Origin of the sequence: Chryseobacterium sp. PTM-20240506 (genome assembly GCF_048296755.1) — a bacterium.
GTDB classification, from domain to species: Bacteria; Bacteroidota; Bacteroidia; order Flavobacteriales; family Weeksellaceae; genus Chryseobacterium; species Chryseobacterium proteolyticum.
In genome coordinates this window covers 361,929-382,066 of the sequence record NZ_CP182581.1, presented here as the reverse complement: position 1 = coordinate 382,066, position 20,138 = coordinate 361,929, and the positions used below count along the sequence as shown (strand labels likewise).

The 20,138-nt window shown below is 37.5% G+C and carries 21 protein-coding genes; 4 read left to right on the top strand and 17 right to left on the bottom strand.

What is annotated here, in order from left to right; genetic code table 11:
* Window positions 1-21: 21 nt before the first annotated feature.
* The gene (locus tag ACNFU2_RS01640) at window positions 22-657 is read right to left on the bottom strand and encodes an FMN-dependent NADH-azoreductase (protein ID WP_273647734.1); all 636 of its coding nucleotides are present in this window, start codon (window positions 655-657) and stop codon (window positions 22-24) included.
* Between the two features lie 334 nt (window positions 658-991).
* Between ACNFU2_RS01640 and ACNFU2_RS01635 the strand changes: the two genes are divergently transcribed.
* The 3 genes from ACNFU2_RS01635 (at window position 992) to ACNFU2_RS01625 (ending at window position 3,867) form a co-directional block, all read left to right on the top strand.
* A complete protein-coding gene (locus tag ACNFU2_RS01635; RefSeq protein ID WP_273647733.1) occupies window positions 992-2,404 on the top strand; it encodes an inorganic phosphate transporter in 1,413 nt (470 codons plus the stop codon).
* A gap of 51 nt (window positions 2,405-2,455) precedes the next feature.
* On the top strand, window positions 2,456-3,286 hold the full coding sequence (locus tag ACNFU2_RS01630) for a universal stress protein (RefSeq protein ID WP_418123424.1): 831 nt from the start codon (window positions 2,456-2,458) through the stop codon (window positions 3,284-3,286).
* Window positions 3,287-3,420: 134 nt separating this feature from the next.
* Window positions 3,421-3,867 carry a YybH family protein gene (locus tag ACNFU2_RS01625; protein WP_273647731.1) on the top strand — a complete coding sequence of 149 codons (447 nt, stop codon included), beginning with the start codon at window positions 3,421-3,423 and terminating at the stop codon, window positions 3,865-3,867.
* Between the two features lies 1 nt (window position 3,868).
* On the opposite strand, the gene ACNFU2_RS01620 is transcribed toward ACNFU2_RS01625, so the two are convergent.
* The 14 genes from ACNFU2_RS01620 to ACNFU2_RS01555 form a co-directional block, all read right to left on the bottom strand.
* Window positions 3,869-4,684 (bottom strand): helix-turn-helix domain-containing protein, encoded by an 816-nt coding sequence (locus ACNFU2_RS01620; RefSeq protein WP_418123422.1) that lies wholly within the window; start codon window positions 4,682-4,684, stop codon window positions 3,869-3,871.
* 200 nt (window positions 4,685-4,884) lie between these two features.
* Complete coding sequence (locus tag ACNFU2_RS01615) at window positions 4,885-5,940, bottom strand: hypothetical protein (protein WP_418123420.1); 1,056 nt, start codon at window positions 5,938-5,940, stop codon at window positions 4,885-4,887.
* A gap of 72 nt (window positions 5,941-6,012) precedes the next feature.
* Complete coding sequence (locus tag ACNFU2_RS01610) at window positions 6,013-6,879, bottom strand: AraC family transcriptional regulator (protein WP_418123418.1); 867 nt, start codon at window positions 6,877-6,879, stop codon at window positions 6,013-6,015.
* 180 nt (window positions 6,880-7,059) lie between these two features.
* A complete protein-coding gene (locus ACNFU2_RS01605; protein WP_411246714.1) occupies window positions 7,060-7,854 on the bottom strand; it encodes a hypothetical protein in 795 nt (264 codons plus the stop codon).
* 160 nt (window positions 7,855-8,014) lie between these two features.
* A complete protein-coding gene (locus ACNFU2_RS01600; RefSeq protein WP_172278232.1) occupies window positions 8,015-8,929 on the bottom strand; it encodes an alpha/beta hydrolase family protein in 915 nt (304 codons plus the stop codon).
* Window positions 8,926-9,378, bottom strand: coding sequence for a hypothetical protein (locus ACNFU2_RS01595; protein WP_418123415.1), 453 nt, complete (start codon window positions 9,376-9,378; stop codon window positions 8,926-8,928). Before ACNFU2_RS01595 ends, ACNFU2_RS01600 begins: the two co-directional genes overlap by 4 nt.
* A gap of 57 nt (window positions 9,379-9,435) precedes the next feature.
* A complete protein-coding gene (locus ACNFU2_RS01590) occupies window positions 9,436-9,630 on the bottom strand; it encodes a hypothetical protein (RefSeq protein ID WP_273647725.1) in 195 nt (64 codons plus the stop codon).
* 402 nt (window positions 9,631-10,032) lie between these two features.
* A complete protein-coding gene (locus tag ACNFU2_RS01585; RefSeq protein ID WP_172278222.1) occupies window positions 10,033-10,566 on the bottom strand; it encodes a dihydrofolate reductase family protein in 534 nt (177 codons plus the stop codon).
* Window positions 10,567-10,636: 70 nt separating this feature from the next.
* On the bottom strand, window positions 10,637-11,371 hold the full coding sequence (locus ACNFU2_RS01580) for a helix-turn-helix transcriptional regulator (RefSeq protein ID WP_172278220.1): 735 nt from the start codon (window positions 11,369-11,371) through the stop codon (window positions 10,637-10,639).
* Between the two features lie 55 nt (window positions 11,372-11,426).
* Window positions 11,427-12,221, bottom strand: coding sequence for an HAD family hydrolase (locus ACNFU2_RS01575; RefSeq protein WP_172278218.1), 795 nt, complete (start codon window positions 12,219-12,221; stop codon window positions 11,427-11,429).
* Between the two features lie 83 nt (window positions 12,222-12,304).
* Window positions 12,305-13,354: a UDP-glucose--hexose-1-phosphate uridylyltransferase gene (locus ACNFU2_RS01570; protein WP_273647724.1), complete on the bottom strand. Its 1,050-nt coding sequence runs from the start codon at window positions 13,352-13,354 to the stop codon at window positions 12,305-12,307.
* Window positions 13,338-14,522, bottom strand: coding sequence for a galactokinase (gene galK / locus ACNFU2_RS01565; protein WP_418123412.1), 1,185 nt, complete (start codon window positions 14,520-14,522; stop codon window positions 13,338-13,340). The genes ACNFU2_RS01570 and galK overlap by 17 nt, the downstream gene beginning before the upstream one ends.
* 90 nt (window positions 14,523-14,612) lie before the next feature.
* Entirely contained in the window at window positions 14,613-15,266 is a 654-nt protein-coding gene (fsa, locus tag ACNFU2_RS01560) for a fructose-6-phosphate aldolase (RefSeq protein ID WP_273647722.1), read from the bottom strand.
* A 92-nt stretch (window positions 15,267-15,358) separates the two neighbouring features.
* The gene (locus tag ACNFU2_RS01555; RefSeq protein ID WP_306611857.1) at window positions 15,359-16,231 is read right to left on the bottom strand and encodes an AraC family transcriptional regulator; all 873 of its coding nucleotides are present in this window, start codon (window positions 16,229-16,231) and stop codon (window positions 15,359-15,361) included.
* 156 nt (window positions 16,232-16,387) lie between these two features.
* Here ACNFU2_RS01555 and ACNFU2_RS01550 point away from each other — a divergent pair, with 156 nt between their 5' ends.
* Entirely contained in the window at window positions 16,388-16,984 is a 597-nt protein-coding gene (locus ACNFU2_RS01550; protein WP_273647720.1) for a hypothetical protein, read from the top strand.
* Window positions 16,985-17,098: 114 nt separating this feature from the next.
* On the opposite strand, the gene ACNFU2_RS01545 is transcribed toward ACNFU2_RS01550, so the two are convergent.
* Entirely contained in the window at window positions 17,099-19,132 is a 2,034-nt protein-coding gene (locus ACNFU2_RS01545) for an alpha-glucuronidase (RefSeq protein WP_418123409.1), read from the bottom strand.
* Window positions 19,133-19,159: 27 nt separating this feature from the next.
* Complete coding sequence (locus tag ACNFU2_RS01540; protein ID WP_273647718.1) at window positions 19,160-20,134, bottom strand: glycoside hydrolase family 43 protein; 975 nt, start codon at window positions 20,132-20,134, stop codon at window positions 19,160-19,162.
* Between the last annotated feature and the right edge of the window lie 4 nt (window positions 20,135-20,138).

Below are 20,138 nucleotides of genomic sequence, written 5' to 3'. Positions count from 1 at the left end.
AAAACAGAAGAAGTTCCAGGGCTAAGCTATTGTATTTTCATTCAAGATCATCGTTTTTATTTTTTTGTTAGCGGCTTCTAATGAGCTCCCTTCAAAATCTACTCCATTGAGTGTCATACAATTGATATTTTTTATCCCCATTATGCTTAGTACAGTCTTAAGATAAGTAGTTTGAAAATCCATATGTTCATAAAATTCTCCGGGATCATACCCTGCATTTCCGCGAACCATCAACAGATAAGCCTTCTTATTTATCAATAGGCCCGTATAGGGATTTTCTGGTTTGTTTTTATTTACCAAAACCGTTTCATTCACTCTTACCACCTGATCTATATATGCTTTTAGCACGCTGGGTACCGACCAATTATACATCGGGGTTCCCAATACGATAACATCAGAATTTTTCAGTTCTGCGACCAGCTGATTACTCACTTGTAATGTTTCTATATCTTCATCTGTTCTCAGTCCGGCAGGTTTAAAAGCTGCTGCAATCCATTTTTCCGTGACGTGTGGAATATTTTCCTGCCCTATATTCCTATAGACAATATGATCTTCAGGATGCCTTTCTTTCCATTCTTTAGTAAATACCTCTGAAAGATGACGGCTTAATGACCGTTCTTTTCTTGCACTGGCGTTAATAATTAATACGTTGCTCATAATCTAAATTTAATAAGCTAATTAGTTTCTTTTATATTGAATCCTTTATTCAACTCGTGGATCCATCTTCTACGCAAAGGTATTTTGCTTTACATCCCCATTAAGGTACCAGACATACATATATAAGTAGTCCAGATAAATTACGATCCAGATCCCGATTGACCACATTAAAACAGTCGGTCCGTAAAGCATAACAAATTATTAATGATCCGTTTAAATACAGATAAATTAAATCACTTTTCTTTGTTAAAGTGAAAAGTACCGGGCATTTATTCTTAACGCAATCATTGGGGCATACTGCACGGATATCTTTTTACTTAAATAAAAATATTGTATGCTTTTAAACACTACCCTGCCTTTTTCTGGAGAATCAGAATTAACCATAGGCTTAGTGATCGTTTTTGCTTTATCCTTATTTGCTGTAGTTGTCTTTGAATTTGTAAATGGCTTTCATGATACAGCCAATGCAGTTGCCACAGTTATTTATACCAAAGCCCTTAAGCCCGTTATTGCCATCCCCTGGTCCGGTCTCTGGAATTTTCTCGGTGTTTTCACGGGTGGGATTGCTGTAGCGATGGGAATCCTGAAACTGGTACCCATGGACACGCTTATGACACTTCCCATAGCTGTCGGGGCAAGCCTGGTACTTGCTGTGCTAATTGCATCCATCATCTGGAATCTTGGAACTTGGTACCTGGGTATTCCCTGTTCGAGCTCACATACCCTCATCGGTTCACTGATTGGTGCCGGTCTTGGTTTCAGCTGGTATTACGGAGGTGGTGTCAACTGGGAAAAGGCAAAAGAAATAGGACTGTCACTCATCCTTTCTCCTATTGTGGGTTTTGGACTGGCTATTCTGATAATGTGGTTCTTTAAATATGTTCTCCGCTATAAAGCATTGTTTCATATCCCGGAAGGAGAAAATGACAAACCACCTTTGGTGATCAGGGGCATTTTAATTACCACCTGTACTTTGGTCAGCTTTTTTCATGGAAGCAACGACGGGCAAAAGGGTGTCGGTCTTTTTATGCTCATCCTTATTGCATTCCTTCCTGCCAAATTTGCGATCAATCATGATATTCCTAATGACAGGATCCTCTACACTCTGAATCATACAGAAAAGCTCGTACAAGGTATAGCCGCTGCATCTATTGAAAACCGAAATGGACTGGTTTCCATAAGTCAACAGATCGAAGCTGTAAAAAAACAGCTGGCTTATAAAAGTGAAAAAGATAAAAAGGGGACCTATGCCTTCCGAAAACAGGTTGAAACCCTCGTAAAGTCCATTAAAATGATCAATGATAATAAAAAAATAATCATTGATGATACGAATAGGAGCCAACTTATGCATCAGGCAGCTGAGTTAAATAAACTTACTGAGTTTGCACCGGTATGGGTTATTATTATCATATCAGTTTCATTGGGATTGGGAACAATGATCGGCTGGAAAAGAATTGCAGTAACCATTGGTGAAAAGATTGGTAATGAACACCTGAATTATGCTCAAGGTGCTTCAAGTGAAATTGTAGCGGCCTCAACCATCGGTATCAGTACATTTTTGGGGCTACCTGTTAGTACCACCCATGTATTGTCAAGTGGAATTGCCGGATCTATGGTAGCATCGGGAGGCAAGAATAACTTGAATGCAGGCACATTGAAAAATATCGGGATGGCCTGGATTCTTACTTTACCTGTTTCAATAATATTATCTTTGTTATTGTTTACACTCTTTCACCTGTTTATTTAATTTAACATGGTCTCCTTTTAGATTAATCAAATTGTCATCAAAAACAAAAAAATGAAAAAAATACTGGTTGCATCCGATTTCTCTCACAGTGCCGGGAACGCTATGCTGTATGCATTATCCCTTGCTAAAGCTTTAAAAATGGAGATAACAGTTTTAAATGCCATACATCCCACAGAAGGAATCAATAATAATATTTACAATGTTGTTTTTATCGAGGATTATTATGCGCGAAAGAGAAAGGCTCTTCAGGAATGGACAGAAAGCTTTATTCAGAGTGAAGAATATAAAGACATTCCGGTTAAAACAATCTGTGATGTAGGTTTTCTTCGAAATGTGGTGACCAAATATGCAGAATACCATGAAGTTTCATTTTTGGTAATGGGGATTACAGGTGCTACGGGTATCAAGGGAATTGTAGGCAGCAACACCAGTATGGCGGTATCTAAAATCCGGATCCCTACTTTAATTGTTCCTATCGAAAGTGCAATGCCAGAAGTTCCTGTCATTACGCTGGCCACCGATTATAAAACAACAAAATTATCTGTAAGGGATGTTAAAGCTTTAAATCAGATTCTGAAAGTTTCTAAGCCTAAAAAACTTGAGGTTCTTCATATTTCTGAAAAAGAAACCAACCCTAAGGTTATAAAGAATGGTGAAAAAAAGCTCACGGCACAGTTTCCCTCCGTAGAAATTAATTTCAATTATATCGATGAGGAGGGTAAAACATCAAATGGAATTATAGAGTTTATTGATAATAATGAAACAGACATTTTGTGTCTGGTTAAAAGAAATCATAATATTATTTACCGCTTATTTAGCAGCAGCACTGTAGAAGAAATTCTTAACAAATCCGTAAAAGCAATATTGGTACTTCATGCTTAAACAATATTGTTCATTTTTCATTTGTATCAAACCATCCTTTAATCTGCATAAGGTTAAAAGAAAAAATTAATATTAGTTCGCAATTATACAATTTTCATTTTCGATCAATCGGTTACTTTGTAAAAAAAATTAAAATGAAAAAAGTAGTTATGGTAAGCGTATTCATAGCGTTTGCCGGTTTTTGCAAAGCCCAAAATACAGATATGGTGTCAAAAAGTGCCAGGAAAGCCATAGAATCAAGCAATGCCATCTATGCAGATCTCGCCAATAAAGACGATGGATCTATTCTTACCAGATATACTGAAGATGCATGTCTGTTTCCTCCAGGCGCTTCACCCGTGTGCGGACGGGAGCAAATAGCTTCATTCTTTAAAGGTGGACCTAAGGTACATGTTACATTTACAATTCAGCATTTATATGGGAGTGACAAAACATCCATTACTGAAGAAAGCTTTTATGAAATGAGAGATCTTGACGGTAAGAAAATAGATGATGGAAAAGTAATGGTCATCTGGAAAAATACAAAAAACGGATGGAAAATGCATCGCGATATGTTTAGCAGTAATCATCCAGCGAAATAGGCTAAAAGCCTACATTGACAGCCTCTTGAAAATCTTTCCCGTTTTCAATTAGGAAACTCCGGGATTCTGAGGGAACAATACCCGTAAATCTTTTAAATTCCCGGATAAAATGTGCCTGGTCATAATACCCGCAATCATAGGCGATAGAAGTCAGTGATGACCGGGTATTAAGCACCAGATGCAGGGATCTGTTAAATCGGACGACGGAAGTAAAGGCTGCCGGACTGATACCGATATTGTTCATGTAAAGTTTTTGAATATATCTTTCCGATAGTCCGGAGCCTTCAGATAACCGGTTTAAATTTAATGGCTGATGATCAAAGGAAATCCGCTTACTAAGAGCCAGAACCATTGAAACTTTTTTCAATCGGTTTTCATTTTTTTTCATTTGCTGCAACAAAAAATCTTCTACTATTTTAATCTGGCCGGACAAGTCACCCGCCATTATAATACGATCATACAAGGTTTTACTTTCTGCTGTTACATCATACATATCAGTGGCATAGTTTGTAAATTCAGAGACCGGATCATCAAAAAATAAAGTGCTGGCATGAGGATAAATTCTTACGATCAGCACCGTCGTATTTTTCAGGACCGTAAGTCTTGTTGGAAGTGTAATATGCCCCAGCAACTCTACGGACGGGGTATCTTTTCTTTTGCCATTAATGATAGTCGCAGCTGATCCGCCAGAGATATTAATAATCAAATCGATATAACCACTGGGATAAAATACAGCATCCGTGATATCTTTACCAATCGTTACAACCGTATAATTCTTTACGTAAGGCGCTAAAACAGCTGATGGCAAAATCTGCATAATCGGAATAAATAATTAAGTAATTCGCTAATACAAAGCCTGTTAAAGTTATAAAAAAACATGACAGATCAAAAGAAAAACACATACTTTTTGGCCCTGGCTGAGATGTATGATATTTGCGAAATTTTCATTGGTTACAGTAAAATAAAGATCCTGCAATTTTAAAAACGACAGGATTCTTTATCATCTAAACTATATACTTATTGATTTTTTTTAAAAAGTCCTGCTCTTAGGTTTGAGCCCAACGACCCCTCCGCCAGCTGAAGATAATTACGCTTACTCTGATCTTTTTCAATTTGTACAGTTCCTGTAGTCTGCACGTTTTTCATATCCAGAAAATCTGAGGAAGTTAAATCATTACCACCTATCGCACCGTCACCAAATCCTGCCATATTTTTATAGTCTGTAAAAATGCAATCAGAGGCTTTGTATCTGAGTGTACTTCCTTTTTCCCTTATCCATACCGTAGTCGTATTTGCAATGACATTATGATGAAAGTCAAAATAGTCACCATCAGTACCTTTTGTAGTCCAGACCCCACTGAAATAACCTCCATAAACCAATGAATAACGCATGGCACTTCTGCTCCCCTTAGCTCCTTCATTTTTCCAGAAAACAACAGGATTTTTACAATTGAAAAATACACAATGATCAACCACCAGACCATATCCATTAGCTATAACCCCTACATGCAACGGCAATACATCCGGATTTCCGGTAAAAAGACACTGCGTTACCAGAAGATCATCTAATTTTTTGCCATCCCTCCAAATGGGATAAGACCTGCGTAAGTTTTTACCATCTATATAAGAATAGTCAGGGCTTCCCGTAAATCTAAGACCTTCAATAGTCACATGACTAACCTCCGGTTGTATGCCTCTTGCCTCTTCTCCTCCCACACCCGGTACAAGGGGTGCTGCTGTAACGACAACCGGCATTTTTTGAGGCCCCCAATCTGCATCATCAGGCATAATCTCCGCACGAATAACCAAACGGTTTTTAGGGGTATACTTATCATTACTGAATACAACAGTCTCGGTGATCAGATGGATACCTTCCGAAAGAATGATTGTAGTGGATTCCTTTTCCTTATTTTGGTTGACGCGTCTTGCTGCTTCTGCAATTGTTTTCAGAGGTTGTTCTTTTATTCCGGAACTGGTATCGTTGCCGGTCCTGGGATTAACATATAATTGTTCTGCCTGTACTATCGCTACACTTATTATAAAAAGCAGAAAGCTAAGTATGTATTTTTTCATATTCCTTTTTTGGGTAAAATTAGGAACAATCTTATACTGCAAAAAGGTCATTTTAATTTTTAAATGGTCATTTTACAAACTCTTCCGGTATTGTTGAGGAGTGCTCCCCGTAAGTTTTTTAAAGAAGCGGTTAAAATTAGAAGGATCAGAAAAACCAAACCCGTAAGCAATCTCTTTTGCAGATTTGTTTTGATACAGCTCTTTCTTTATTTCTGAAATCAGTTTATGGTGAATCATTTGTTGTGCTGATAGCCCACTGAATTGCCTGCATATTTTGTTCAGAAATCCCGGACTGACATTAAGTATTTGGGTATAAGCCTCTACAGTCCTGTCATTTATAAAATTATTTTCCAGTAAAGATCGAAACCTGTAAAAATCCGGATGAACATAGGTATCCCCCTGAATATGATAAACACTTGCATAATAACGATTGAGAATGACAAGCAGCTGATATAAGACGGATCTGATCAGATGGCCACTGTCATTCTGGAGCTGCCCGAACTCCCCTTCTATTTCATGTAAAAGGTTCATACATTTCTCAAATGATACTTTCGGTATCTTCATCCCGGTTGGAAATGAATATTGATGAAAATATTGAAATCTATACAGGAACAGCTCGTCTGAAAAAAAGAGATAGAGAAAATCTTTATCAAAAAATAAAGTATATCCTTCTACCTTTTCTTTGATTTCCCAGCACCGAACTTGTCCGGGGCTTGTGAAGATAGCAGTTCCAGGAGTGATGGGAATCTTACTTTCATCCAATGTAAAGGTACCGGCTCCCTTTTCAATAAAAAGAATTTCGTAAAAACTAAGCTGGTGCAATGTACTATCTAATACAAAATGATTTAATGTTTCAATACGACCAATATCTAAAAGCAACTCTAAACCATACTTGTAGGGAAGAAAGTGATACGTTTTAATTTTTGTGACCGGTTCCATTTCTTTTAACAACTTTTTCTTGCACCAATGATGGATTAAAAATACAAATTTCCGGAGTGTATATGGTAATGAACAAAAAATTATAATTCTATGATCAAAGATTATAGTATACAGCCAACCTGAAAAAAGCCCCTCAAAATTATTTGAAGGACTTTCTTCCTGAGTTATATGTCACATGATTTATGGTAAAAATGAAGAACCTATAGCTCCGGTTACAGCTCCGTATACAAGTCCACTAGCACCAACCGGTCCTAAAAAAGCACTAAAAGACCATGCAACCATTCCATATCCTGCACCACGCATATCTTTCTTGAATCGTGTATCACCACCTACTTTTGAAGTACTGTTTACAACGGAAAGATAATGATAGCCAACTCCATCGCCTTCCAATTCTGTAGGAAGCCAGAATTTTGATGAAGCTAATCCTGTTTCTAAACACGTTAATAGGATGTCTCTATCTTTCTGATTAGAAAGAGAATTGATTTTTAATCTAGTGTCATCCATTTCTTTTGATATTGTGGAAAACGATTTATTATCCCCTGATAAATCATCTAATATTTCATTATAAAGACCCACGGCTCTATCATCACTCAAATTGCTCATGATAACTTTATCCATCTCATCATCTGAAGTATTGGATATTCTGGTCGATATGCAATTCATATAGTCACTACTTACATTCGGAATATCCAGACTTGTCAAAATTTCTATGTCAGATTTACCAGGATTTTGAAGTGCGGTATTCACAGCCACTTCTAAAAATTTATTATGAAGTATCGCCACTTCCACAGGATCTATAGCCTCCCACTTTTGATCATCTCCTTCTGTTACTAATCCACAATCACCGGCTTTGTTACTTAAATTGGAATGTAAAGCTGATACAGAGTCGTTCTCTGTAGATTGTGAATCATCATTACAGGAAAATGAAATCATAAACATTGATATCAAAAGTAATGGTCTAAAGAATTTTTTCATGTTGTTTAAAATTTTAATGTTATTTATTTATTTTTATTTATAGTCATTAGTGTATTTTTTCTCAATCGCTTCTTCTATTTTCTTTGAGTAAATCGACCTTTGTCGTTTCTCAAATGATATTCTAAAACGAACTAATGCCACATTTACTTCATCAGAAGGTTTAAAGATATTCTTTGAAAAATTTGGTTATATTTTCTATCAGGCTTTTCGTGTTATTATTAATTCCATGATTGGCATCTTCATAAATCAGTAGTCTTGTTGAAAAATTATTTTCCTTTAAATTTTTAAACAATACAATTGCATTTTCAACATTTACCCTTTCATCATTGGCCCCATGGATAATCATATTTTTTACTTTTTTATTTTTGATCATAGGAATAGCAAGAACTGAAGAGCGCTTATCCATTTCTTTTTTCGAATTTTTCTCAAAATCAGGAATGAGTTTTTTGTAAAGCTCCCACATTTCCGGTCTGTCTTTTTGATTTAAATCAGCAATGCCTCCTACCGTAATATTTACGTTTACTCTGTCTGTTTCTTTTAGGACTAAAAAGTTGGTCATTGCTCCTCTGCTTACACCCAGCATTCCAACTTTTTTGGGATCAATAGTCTCCTGATGATCAATAATTTCAAATAATTTTAAGACATCTCCAATATCTTTCCCCCCAAATTCATCTTTTCCTTCACTACGGGCTCCTCCCCGTAACTGAGAGCCTATTACCACAAAGCCTTTAGCCGCAATTTTTGATAGAAAATCCGTTAATACTGGTAGAGTTACAGCTCCAAGTTCACCATTGCCTCCACGGTTGAAAATAATTACGGGATACTTCCCTTTTATTTTGGGCTCTATAAGAAACCCTCTTATTTTAAGATTGTCTTCTGATAAATAATTATATCCGAAAATTTTTACTGAGTCAAGATGTTGATATTCCGTTTTATAAACCTCTTTCCCTTCAGTATTTTTTACGGTATACCCCCCTATTTTTTCCGGTTGTAATTCCTCAAAACCGGTTGATAAATTTTGAGAGAAAACCAGATTCGACAGGATCAGTAAACAGAAATAAATAATTCTTTTCATTTTCTAAGTTTTTTTATTTGCTCTGGAGAATATTTTTGAGGATATTCTTCATACCAGGTTAGTAAGGTCTCTTCTCCCAGATTATCATACACCCTTTCATATAAACTTTTTAATCGGTCTGTATGGCTTTCAACATTAAATGTGTCATTATACCACTCCTGTTGTTTTCTTTTTTCAGGCTGATGATGTATAAACCGTCCAAAATGTGCAGAACAAAAGGCTTCATAGTCCTGCGTAAAAAGAATAAAGTTATGCCACATCTCATCAATTATTAAGGTAGAATCATCAATAAAAACATCATCAATGTGGTTACCCAGCCATAGCCATTTCAATGTTTCGTTAAATATCTTTAAAGCTTCTTCCTTCTCAATATTGTACATGGTTAAAAAACGATCAATAACATCATCATTTCTGTAGGCCAGCACATCATGTAAGCTTTTGTTTATCATAGTAAGTCTAGTTTTAGATAAGAAGGAATGATTGCTCATTCCTTCTTTTTTTAGTAATTAAGGAGCAATTGCAACAACTGGTCCGCTCGGATTGGTCGGGGAAGTTACTGTACAGATGTAGCATTGAGTAATAACAATCGGCTTAGGAGGTGCCGTGCATGCAACACCACCATAAATTCCTTTAAGACCTTCGATTTTCTTCTTCAACAAATCATCAATAACTTTCTTTTTTCTGTTACTTTCAGAACTCATAATTAATAAACAGTTTAATTTTCTCCTACTCTATTAAGCTTTTCGGATTTCGCTTTTTTTAACAGGGCAAACATAAATTTTAATTAGATATATTCATAGCATACACTATTTATATTTATAAATTTAGAGCATATTGAAGCACCGCAACCATCTTAATTACAGAACGTTGCTTTTTTTATGAAACGAAATAGATCATTGTAATCATCCCTGTTAAATACTAACCTAAACAATATTGAAGAGAACAAAAAGTCCGGTTATCATACATGTAGGAATGCTAATTATAAAGAAAATGACACCATCTATCTTTATGGTGCTACCTGGTTTTTAGAGAATGAGGGATATAATACCACAAGTATCGGTTCCAAATATAAGAAAACCGCTCTTTTAAGCGGCTTTCTTTGATTACTTTTTACGTTTGTAGTGAAGTTGTACCAAACCGGTTTCAAATGTTTTTACGGTAATAAATTCAAGTACCTGTTCTGGTCTTCTGTCATTAAAAAGTCTTGTCCCATCACCTAATAAAACCGGGACAACCGAAATTACAAACTCGTCTATTAGGTCTTGCTTCAATAATTCATTAATTATTTCCGCCCCGCCGTCGCAATAAATATTTTTACCGTTTTCTGATTTTAAACGCTCAACCAATTCGGTTAAATTGCCCGTATAAAAAATCGTTCTGCCTACTTGCGGCCTTTCTGTTCTGGTAATTACATAAACATCCCGTTCCCCATTATCATAATGAGATGCTCCGATTTCATTTACTACATAATCATAGGTTCTTCTACCAATAATTATGGTATCAATTTGAGAAGTAAATTCCGTATAGCCATAATCTTCGCCTTCTTTCTCTACAAGTTTTAAAAAGCTTAAATCGTCATTGGGTTGCGCGATATAACCATCTAAGCTCATCGCAATAAAAAGTGATATTTTTCGCATTGTTTGAATTTTAATGTCTCTGCAAATTTACTTTTACCCAGCCTGGTATACTTTGTAAAAATGCGACAAATCAAAGTAACGATGGCAAAAGTCCTGTATTTCTTTTGATTTCATGGCTAAGGTGTGAATGGTCATAGTATCCACATTCAAATGCAATATCTAAGAGACTCCTGTTTTGATCCGGATTTCTGATCAGGTGCAAAGCATTCTGAAATCGGATTATATTGGTATATTCTTTTGGTGATATTCCAATAAGTCTTTTAAAATCCCTTTCCAATTGTCTTACGGACGTGAAATTCCTTTTTGCAAGCTCAGATATGCTGATTTTTCCTTTTGCAGAATGTATCTCGTTAAGTACAGGTTGTAACTTGTTGTTCTTATTCTGTACTCTAGCGGAAAAGAATTGATCAAAATAATGGAAAGTATCCTCTAATGCTTTGTCAACGTTAAAGGAATTTGATTTTTCAAATTCAATCGTGTCGTCTACCAGCTCATTCTGTGAAGTATAATTATAGAAATTGGCAAAAGCTGCCGGCTTCAGGCATGCACCGATTAAATGAGTATCAGTATCAATAAAACTATCTTTGAATGAAGTCATTGCTCCCACTACATAAGTTTTTCCGAACTCCATTACGACCGAACCGTTATCCGTCAAACAAGGATCTCCTACATTCATTAGTATACCAGCACAGCCATCCGGAAAAACTCTTTCCCATTGCTCTTCCTGTTCATTTCCTTTCAATTCCCAATAGAAATGAATGAAGGATTCTAATGCTTTATGCGGATGTACTTTTTTATACTCCATAGGTTTATTTTACAGCCCGATATTCTATTGCATTTCTTACTACAAATGCCTTTAATCAGTCCAGATAGCCCTTGATTGTTTTTAAAACTCCAAAGCTGTCATTGGTACACGCTTCAAAATTGGCCACCTGCTTTACATTCGGGTGTGCATTTTTCATCGCGTAAGAATATTTGGCATTCTTCAGCATTTCTATATCGTTCATATAATCTCCGAATGCCATCGTATTTTCAGGAGAGATTCCCAAAGATTTCTGAAGGATTTTCAAAGCGTTTCCTTTATTGATATCCTTATTCATAATGTCCAGCCAGTATTCTCCCGAAACAACCACTTCCAGACCAAATTCTTCAAATCTTTTCAAAACCGGATACAGATATTCTTCAGAGCCTTCAGGATGATAGACTGCTATTTTAAAGGCTGTATCATCAATTCTTTCAGTAAGATCATCCTTTTTCATATTTTCGGTATAATACTTTGAGAAAAAATCTACAAACTGCTGATCTTCGGTTTCATAATATGCCATTTTTTTAGCTGAGAGTACCGCTTTCGCTCCCGGTATTTCCCGAACCGCTTTGATGATCTCAACAATATATTTATATTCCAATATATCAGCAAAAAGCTCCTGATCTTTATAGATCACATAACCTCCATTTTCAGCGATAAAGCCGATCTCACTCTCTATATCCCCGAAATAATGGGTAATCCCCGGCATCTGCCGGCCACTCGCGGGAACAAATACAATATTTCTTTTTTTCAGTTCTTTATAAATATCCGAAAATTCAGGGCTCATTTCATGGTTGGAATTCAGAAACGTCCCATCCATATCCGTCACAATTAATTTAATTTGTTCCATAATTTTATTGAGAAAAAGAGATGTTATATTCTGTATGTATCAGAATTACCATCTGCATATTCTTTCCAAAGGTATTGATTTTATTATTTTTTCTTGTAATGAATCCGGGGCAGGCTTCTTAATATTGCCGCACTTTGTTCCGGGGTAATGTCTCGCTGAGGCTCTGCAAGCATTTCATACCCTACCATAAATTTCTTTACTTCCGCACTCCTGAGCAGCGGTGGATAAAAATGCATATGAAAATGCCATTCCGGATGTTGCTTTCCGTCCGTAGGTGATTGATGAATTCCCGCAGAATAAGGAAATGACGTTTCAAAAAGATTGTCATAAATTGTAGTCAGGTCCTTGAGTATGGCTGCAAGTGATTCTTTTTCATCCTCAGAAAATGCTGCAATATTTTCTCTTTGTTGTTTACTGATAATCATTGTTTCATAAGGCCATGATGCCCAAAACGGCACTAATGCTGCAAAATTTTCATTTTCTGTGACCATACGTTCGCCGGCCGTTATTTCCTGCTCAATATAGTCCTCCAGCAATGTTCTTTTATTCTTTTCAAAATAAGATTTCAACTGATCCTGGGTTTTCTGAACCATTGCCGGAACTGATGACTGTGCCCATATCTGGCCGTGCGGATGAGGATTGCTGCATCCCATGATGCTTCCTTTATTCTCAAAAATCTGAATATAATTAATATGGTCGAAAGCTGCTAATTCAATGAACTGCGCCTGCCATGCATCCACCACATTTTTTATTTGTTCCACGGACATTTCCGGTAAGGTAAGGCTGTGGTCTTCAGAAAAGCAAACAACCCTGTTGATTCCACGTTCCGGAAGCAGGGTAAAAAATCCTGAATGTCCTTCTGAGAAATCAACCTCTTCATTAAGCAACGCCCCGAAATCGTTATTAAAAACGTATGTCCCTTTATAGTCAGGGTTGCGGGCTCCGTTAGCACGCCAATTTCCGGAACAGAGATAACAGTCCGGATCATAGGCAGGACGATCATCTGCTGCGGTCTTCTCTCTCTGTCCTTGCCAGGGCCGGTTTGCCCGTTGGGGAGAAACCAGTATCCATTCATTCAGGAGAGGATTGTATCTTCTGTGGGGATGTTTATTACGGTCAAATGATGTATTCATTGGTGTATTCTTTTATCCCGTCTGAAATTTTAACTTGATACACTTTCATCTGAATATTAAAATGTTCAAGATATTTTTCACTGATGGCTTTAATCACTTCTTCAGCTCTGTTTTCCTGAATCAGGTTGATGCTGCAGCCCCCAAAGCCGCCTCCCATGATTCTTGCTCCCAGAACCCCTTCCTTCTGCAATGTGTTTTCAACCAAAAAATCAAGTTCAATGCAACTGACCTCAAATTCAGTGGACAGCCCGGCATGGGTTTCTGTGAGAAGTGTTCCCAGATATTCAATATTTCCTTCCGAAATTGCTTTGGCCGCCATTTCTACTCTTCGGATTTCTTTCAACAGATAGAGACATCTTTTGTATGAAATATCTCCCATTTCTTCCTTTGTATGATCAAGCATAGACAATGTAAAATCCCGGAATTTTTCAATCTCAGGGAAATTTTTCCATAAGACTTTTTTGCCGTGTTCTACATCTCTACGTCTTTCATTATAGCCGGATGTCAGATGACTATGCTTTACACAGCTGTCAAAAAGCAGCAGGCTGTATCCTTTAAGGTCGGCATCAAAATATTGATGCTCCAAAGAATTACAGTCAAGCATAATCACCTTATTTTCCTTTCCGAAAACGGAGGCAAACTGATCCATAATTCCGCACTGAACTCCTGCAAAAGTATGTTCTGATTTTTGCCCGATCACCGCGATTTCTTTCTTGGTGAGATGAAGGTCAAAAAGTTCATTGAGGATATAGGCAAAGCCACATTCAAGGGCTGCCGAAGAAGAAAGTCCGGATCCCATTGGAATGGTACTACTGAAGACAATTTCCATTCCGCAAAACTGGTTTTCCGACTTCTGCAACTGGCTGAAAACGCCCAGAATATAATTCATCCACATTTGCGGTACAGGTTTTACCTCTATTGTGACATCAAATGTATATTCTTCTCCGAGGTCTTTGGCTATGATGGTACAAAAATTAGACTGTTGCAGCTTGCGGACGGCAAAACAAATGTATTTATCTATGGCAGCAGGTAATACAAAACCGTCGCTATAGTCTACATGCTCACCGATAATATTAATTCTCCCGGGAGAAAGGAAGATGTGTTCAGGCTCTGCTTTGAATTCGGTCCTAAACTTTTGTATGGTTGGGTTGATTAACTGTTCCTGCATATCAATCTCATTTGATCAACAGATCTGGGCTCATCTAAAGTATAAAACTACTGAATTTTAACAGAGAAGTTATACTTTTTCTGCCCAATCTTATTTCATTTTTTGTGAATCTTTAATAAACTGGTCTAATCCTGAATCTGTAAGCGGATGTTTAAGAAGAGAAAGTATAGGAGCCAAAGGACACGTTACCACATCAGCACCAATCTTTGCACAATTGATAATATGCATGCTGTGTCGGACTGAAGCAGCAAGGATCTGTGTCTGAAAAGCATAATTGTCATAAATCTCCCGGATTTCCGATATCAGATGAAGGCCATCGGTAGAGACATCATCCAGTCTTCCCAGAAACGGAGAAACATAGGTGGCTCCTGCCTTGGCAGCCAGCAATGCCTGTCCGGAAGAGAATACAAGCGTACAGTTGGTCTTTATTCCCTTTTCAGAAAAATAGCGGATGGCTTTAATCCCATCTTGAGTTATGGGTACTTTTACAACAATTCTCGGATGTAGTGCAGCAAGCTCTTCACCTTCCTTAACCATTTCTCCAAAAGTAATTCCTAAAACTTCAGCACTTACATCGCCATCCACAATGTTGCAGATATCAAGATAGTGTTGGTGTATGTTTTGTTTTCCGGAAATCCCCTCTTTCGCCATCAGCGAAGGGTTGGTGGTTACTCCGTCAAGAACTCCAAGGGCATGGGCTTCTTCTATCATCGCCAGATTGGCAGTGTCAATAAAAAATTTCATAAAAAGTGATTGTTATTTTATAAGTGTTAAAATTACACTTATATTTTAATAAATCATCATATGATTACACTTTTTTATTGTTTTGCTAAAAATTATTCCATGAAATAATTAAACTCTTTCCTGTATTGAGAAGGACTTTTTTGGATGTATTCCTTAAACGTTTTATTAAAATAACTGAAATTATTAAATCCGGATTCAAAGCAGACTTCTGTAATGCTTAAGGGCTGTTCAGCAAGAAGCTTGAGGGCATGGGTAATTCTGTATTCGTTAACAAACTGTGTAAAGGTCTTATTTGTGATTTTTTTAAAATAACGGCAAAAAGACGGTACTTTCATATTGGCAAGATCAGCCATTTCTTCCAGGGTTATGGCTTCTTTAAAATGATCTTTGACGTAATTGAATATAAGATTGATTCTTTCATTATCTTCAATCTGTGTCTGAAGGTAATATTTTCCCGCATTTAAAATCCTGTAATCCTGAGTAACAGCCAATTCATCCAATATTTTTAAAAATCTGCATAACCTGTCCAAAGAGGAAGCTTCATGCATCTCAACAATCTCTTTCCCGATTCTTTTTTTCACATCCTCCCCAAATACAATACCTGCTTTTGATTTTTCAAGCAAAGAAGAAATCCTTTGCATTTCCGGTATGTCCCAGATAGGTTCTCCTAAAAAATCAGGTTTGAACTGAATAACCATTTCATACTCATTATGCGTACTTTCATTGGTGAGTCCGCAATGCGGTAGATTGCTTCCTATAAGTACAAGATCTCCTTCTGAAAAATAAGTGATACTACTTCCAATCTGTCTTTTCCCGGAACCTTTGCATACAAAAATCAACTCAATCTCGGGATGGTAATGCCAGACATGTGATTTTATATTCTCATTAGTCAGAAATTTAAGGCTGGTAAAGCTGCTTCCTATAGTAGGTCTTACCGCCTCAAAAGAAGGATTTACATGTTTCATAGGCCAAATACAAATAATTTCATATGCAAAATTAACAAATAATACACTAATATCATTAAACAAGGTTAATATAGCACATAAATATGAAAATTTAATTATAGCCTGAGAATTATTGGTGCCCTAGCTTTGCAGTATTAATCCTAAAAGCCTTAACCCATGAGCACATTATTAAAAGCCGTATTTTTTGCAGGAGCCTTGTTGTTTTCAGCAAATGTAATGAGTAAGGATAGAGATTTTTCCCTTTCCTTTGGAAACGTACAAGCCAAAACGTTAAATTTTGAGCTGTCGAACGCCAGAAGCGTATCTGTTTTTGTTTATAACAGTGCACATGATGAACTATTCTCCGAAAATCTTACGGATGGGAGCCATGTAATGAAAACGTATGATTTTCAAAGCTTTGAACCCGGAACTTATTATCTGGTAGCAGAATCAGAAATGAAGATAGAGAAGTATAAAATACAAATCAGTTCCGATAATGTAATGGAAGTGGAAAAAAAGCCTGTGAGCTCAATCAATAAGCCTGAATATACCATTTCCGGTAATATGGCGAAGCTGCATATGTCGGATGTAAAGGGTCCCGTAAATATTTCAGTATATGATCTATCCAATACGACGTATTATACATCCAACAGAGAATATGCTGACGGCAATGTAGATATTACCTTTAATCTTAACCCACAAACAGCCAACCAATATATCATCCAGGTTGAAGAAAACGGAAATATTTTTAATAAAATAATTTCCCTTAGATAACCCGCTACATTTAAAGATCATTCATTCCAATTATTTGGATTTAAAATTTTACATAGCTATTATTATTTGAGGCCGCTCTTCTTTCCGATCCGGAAAAAAAACGGCCTCATTTTTTTAATTGTGATGTCCCATATTCAATTTAATTTTTTTCAGATCTTCCAATTCGTGAACAGGGCGTTCGATGTCATAAGGAATCGGTTTTTTGGAAAAAGTCTGGAAATACAGCAGGCAGGCATCCTTCCACCAGACTGCATCTTTTGACTGAATCTTGAGTTTTGACTGAACATCAGCAAATCTTTGTTCATCTATATAAGGTTCCATCTTATCCCATACTTTCTGATAGTCCCTTGCTTTTTTTACTCCGGAATCATACGTATAGCACAGCTCATCCCATAGTGTTTTTCCGTCTTTCATTGTATAATCCCACGGAACATGATGAAACCACAGGATAAGATTTTCCGGACAGGTTGAGATATTCCCATACCTTTCATTCAATGGTGGAAAATATTGCGAAACAGCATTACTTCCTGTTTTTGTTCTGTTAAAGCCCAATCCCTGAGCATCAGCCTGATGATAATAGACGGGTGACCAGTCCGGTCTTCCGCCTTTATAATCTCCCCATGGCTCTGGCCCGTAGTGATGTCCGCCTGCAAAAATATGGTGAAGTCCCAAAGGCATCATATAATCCACAGCGGTTTCTCGGGACGAAAGCATCATTTCTTTTACCGGATTCAGGAATTTCTGATTGTCTGTAAAGGTCATTTTAATCCATTCATCCGCAATCTGCTCTGAACTCAGCTGATGGTTCCATGCCAACCTTCCGAAGGCATACCAGTTGGCCTGTGCAAAATGATGCCCTGTCCAGTTTGTATCTTCCCCGATATTGGCAACAGCCGAAATGGCTGTCAATTTTGCGGGTCTTAAAGTTCCGTCTGTTATTTTAGCAATCGTAGATCCCTGACCGTCCGAGTAAGTATCACTTTCCAGTGTTTCCTTGAATAATGGAGCCAAATAAACCAAATGATTTGAAATGCCCAGATATTCCTGTGTAATCTGAAATTCTACCATTTCGGAAGTTTTTCTTAATGCTCCGAAAAGCGGATTAAACGCTTCGTGGGGCTGAAAATCAACCGGACCGTTTTTGATCTGAATAATCACATTATCCCTGAATTTACCATCCAGAGGAACAAATTCCAGATAAGCTTGTTTGGCTCTGTCGTCTTTGCTCGGACTGTAGACAAATGCTCTCCACATCACTATTCCATGGTAAGGTTTCAGGGCATCAGCCATCATATTGGCTCCGTCTGCATGGGTTCTTCCGTAATCCTGAGGACCCGGCTGCCCTTCGGAATTGGCTTTCACCAAAAATCCGCCGAAATCGGGAATTAACTTATAAATTTCAGCAGCTTTATCTTTCCACCACTTTTGTACATCCTTATTCAATGGATCTGAATTTTGCAATCCGCCAAGCACTTTTGGGGAAGAAAAATTCACAGAAAGATACACCTTGATACCATAAGGCCTGAAAATATCAGCCAGAACTTTGACTTTCTTAAGATAATCTTCCCTAAGCATATTGGGCGATGCATTCACATTATTCAAAACAACGGAATTAATTCCTACAGAAGCATTCGCTCTCGCGTATTCTTCATAGCGCGGAGAAATTTTCCCGGGCAGATCTTCCCATTTCCAAAGCGATCTTCCGGCATATCCCCTCTCAATGCTTCCGTCCAGATTATCCCAATGATTCAGAATCCTTACATCGTATGATGGCTTTTCAATACTGTTTAAGTGAGACAAGTCGGCTTTTGTCTGCTGTAATCGTAAAATATGATAGACTCCGTACAACAGTCCTATTTCTTTGCCTGCAGAAATAACGATTTTTTCAGGGGTGGAAACAATCTTATAGCCGTCTTTCAGATTTTTCTCTTTGTTTTCGGTACGAAGTTCCACCGCCTGTCCCTGCCAGTGGCCGCTCAGCTCTTTTCTGGCAATGTTCAGCGTGGGACTGTTCCCTCTGGAAATAATTTTATCTGCAGATATTCCGTTTTTGGCAGGAAACCGAAGCCATAGCTGACTTCCGTCCTCCGCGAAGGCCAGTAACGGAATGATCAGAAAAAATAGAATGTTGAGTCTCAGATATCGCATTGAAAAATTTTAAATTATTAAAGATGACTATGACCGGTCTTCCAGACCTTCAATCCTCTTGATTTTCCCTTCCTGATCGTATTCCAGTTCAATCACTTTCATACTTCTCAACCATGTTTTACCGCCACTGGGAACAGAATCATGGAAAAACAGGTACCACTTCCCTTTGAATTCCACAATACTATGATGAGTAGTCCATCCTACCACCGGAGTAAGAATTTCACCCTGAAAGGTAAACGGCCCGTAAGGATTATCCCCGGTTGCATAGCAAATCAGGTGGGTGTCTCCTGTGGAATAAGAAAAATAATATTTCCCGTTGTACTGATGCATCCATGATGCTTCAAAAAAGCGGTGTTTATCTCCATGAAGCAGTGGTTTTCCGTTTTCATCAATGATGACAACGTCTTTAGGTGCTTCAGCAAATTCAAGCATATCATCGCTCAGCAAAGCTACCTTAGAATGGATTGCAGGTTCATTATTTTCGGGAATTACAGCAGATTCAAGTGCTTTATTATCCCTGTAGCGCTGTAATTGTCCACCCCAGATTCCTCCGAAATACATATAATATTTTCCCTTATCTTCAAAAATGCACGGATCGATGCTGTAACTGCCCATCATCGGATGCTTTTCAGGAATGAAAGGCCCGTAAGGTTTGTCGCTCACAGCAACCCCGATTCTGAAGATATCATTCTGATCTTTCAAGGGAAAGTACATATAATATTTACCGTCTTTGAACGCAACATCACAATCCCACAGCTGTCTTCCCGCCCATGGAATATCTTTTACCGAAAGTACTACGCCATGGTCTTTAATTTCTCCACCTTCCACATCATCCATTGAGAAGACATGATAATCATTCATGTCAAAATGGTCTCCGTTATCGTTTTCTTCAATTCCACTTTCGCGGTCATGAGAAGGATAGATATAGATTTTATCTTCAAAAACGTGAACGGAAGGGTCTGCCATATAATCTTCCGGGAATAAATATTTTGATTTTTTCATTAAG

Coding starts and splice junctions, on each gene's coding strand:
- ACNFU2_RS01640 (WP_273647734.1), bottom strand. CDS start 657: ATGAGCAACGTATTAATTATTAACGCCAGTGCAAGAAAAGAACGGTCA.
- ACNFU2_RS01635 (WP_273647733.1), top strand. CDS start 992: ATGCTTTTAAACACTACCCTGCCTTTTTCTGGAGAATCAGAATTAACC.
- ACNFU2_RS01630 (WP_418123424.1), top strand. CDS start 2,456: ATGAAAAAAATACTGGTTGCATCCGATTTCTCTCACAGTGCCGGGAAC.
- ACNFU2_RS01625 (WP_273647731.1), top strand. CDS start 3,421: ATGAAAAAAGTAGTTATGGTAAGCGTATTCATAGCGTTTGCCGGTTTT.
- ACNFU2_RS01620 (WP_418123422.1), bottom strand. CDS start 4,684: ATGCAGATTTTGCCATCAGCTGTTTTAGCGCCTTACGTAAAGAATTAT.
- ACNFU2_RS01615 (WP_418123420.1), bottom strand. CDS start 5,940: ATGAAAAAATACATACTTAGCTTTCTGCTTTTTATAATAAGTGTAGCG.
- ACNFU2_RS01610 (WP_418123418.1), bottom strand. CDS start 6,879: ATGGAACCGGTCACAAAAATTAAAACGTATCACTTTCTTCCCTACAAG.
- ACNFU2_RS01605 (WP_411246714.1), bottom strand. CDS start 7,854: ATGAAAAAATTCTTTAGACCATTACTTTTGATATCAATGTTTATGATT.
- ACNFU2_RS01600 (WP_172278232.1), bottom strand. CDS start 8,929: ATGAAAAGAATTATTTATTTCTGTTTACTGATCCTGTCGAATCTGGTT.
- ACNFU2_RS01595 (WP_418123415.1), bottom strand. CDS start 9,378: ATGATAAACAAAAGCTTACATGATGTGCTGGCCTACAGAAATGATGAT.
- ACNFU2_RS01590 (WP_273647725.1), bottom strand. CDS start 9,630: ATGAGTTCTGAAAGTAACAGAAAAAAGAAAGTTATTGATGATTTGTTG.
- ACNFU2_RS01585 (WP_172278222.1), bottom strand. CDS start 10,566: ATGCGAAAAATATCACTTTTTATTGCGATGAGCTTAGATGGTTATATC.
- ACNFU2_RS01580 (WP_172278220.1), bottom strand. CDS start 11,371: ATGGAGTATAAAAAAGTACATCCGCATAAAGCATTAGAATCCTTCATT.
- ACNFU2_RS01575 (WP_172278218.1), bottom strand. CDS start 12,221: ATGGAACAAATTAAATTAATTGTGACGGATATGGATGGGACGTTTCTG.
- ACNFU2_RS01570 (WP_273647724.1), bottom strand. CDS start 13,354: ATGAATACATCATTTGACCGTAATAAACATCCCCACAGAAGATACAAT.
- galK (WP_418123412.1), bottom strand. CDS start 14,522: ATGCAGGAACAGTTAATCAACCCAACCATACAAAAGTTTAGGACCGAA.
- fsa (WP_273647722.1), bottom strand. CDS start 15,266: ATGAAATTTTTTATTGACACTGCCAATCTGGCGATGATAGAAGAAGCC.
- ACNFU2_RS01555 (WP_306611857.1), bottom strand. CDS start 16,231: ATGAAACATGTAAATCCTTCTTTTGAGGCGGTAAGACCTACTATAGGA.
- ACNFU2_RS01550 (WP_273647720.1), top strand. CDS start 16,388: ATGAGCACATTATTAAAAGCCGTATTTTTTGCAGGAGCCTTGTTGTTT.
- ACNFU2_RS01545 (WP_418123409.1), bottom strand. CDS start 19,132: ATGCGATATCTGAGACTCAACATTCTATTTTTTCTGATCATTCCGTTA.
- ACNFU2_RS01540 (WP_273647718.1), bottom strand. CDS start 20,134: ATGAAAAAATCAAAATATTTATTCCCGGAAGATTATATGGCAGACCCT.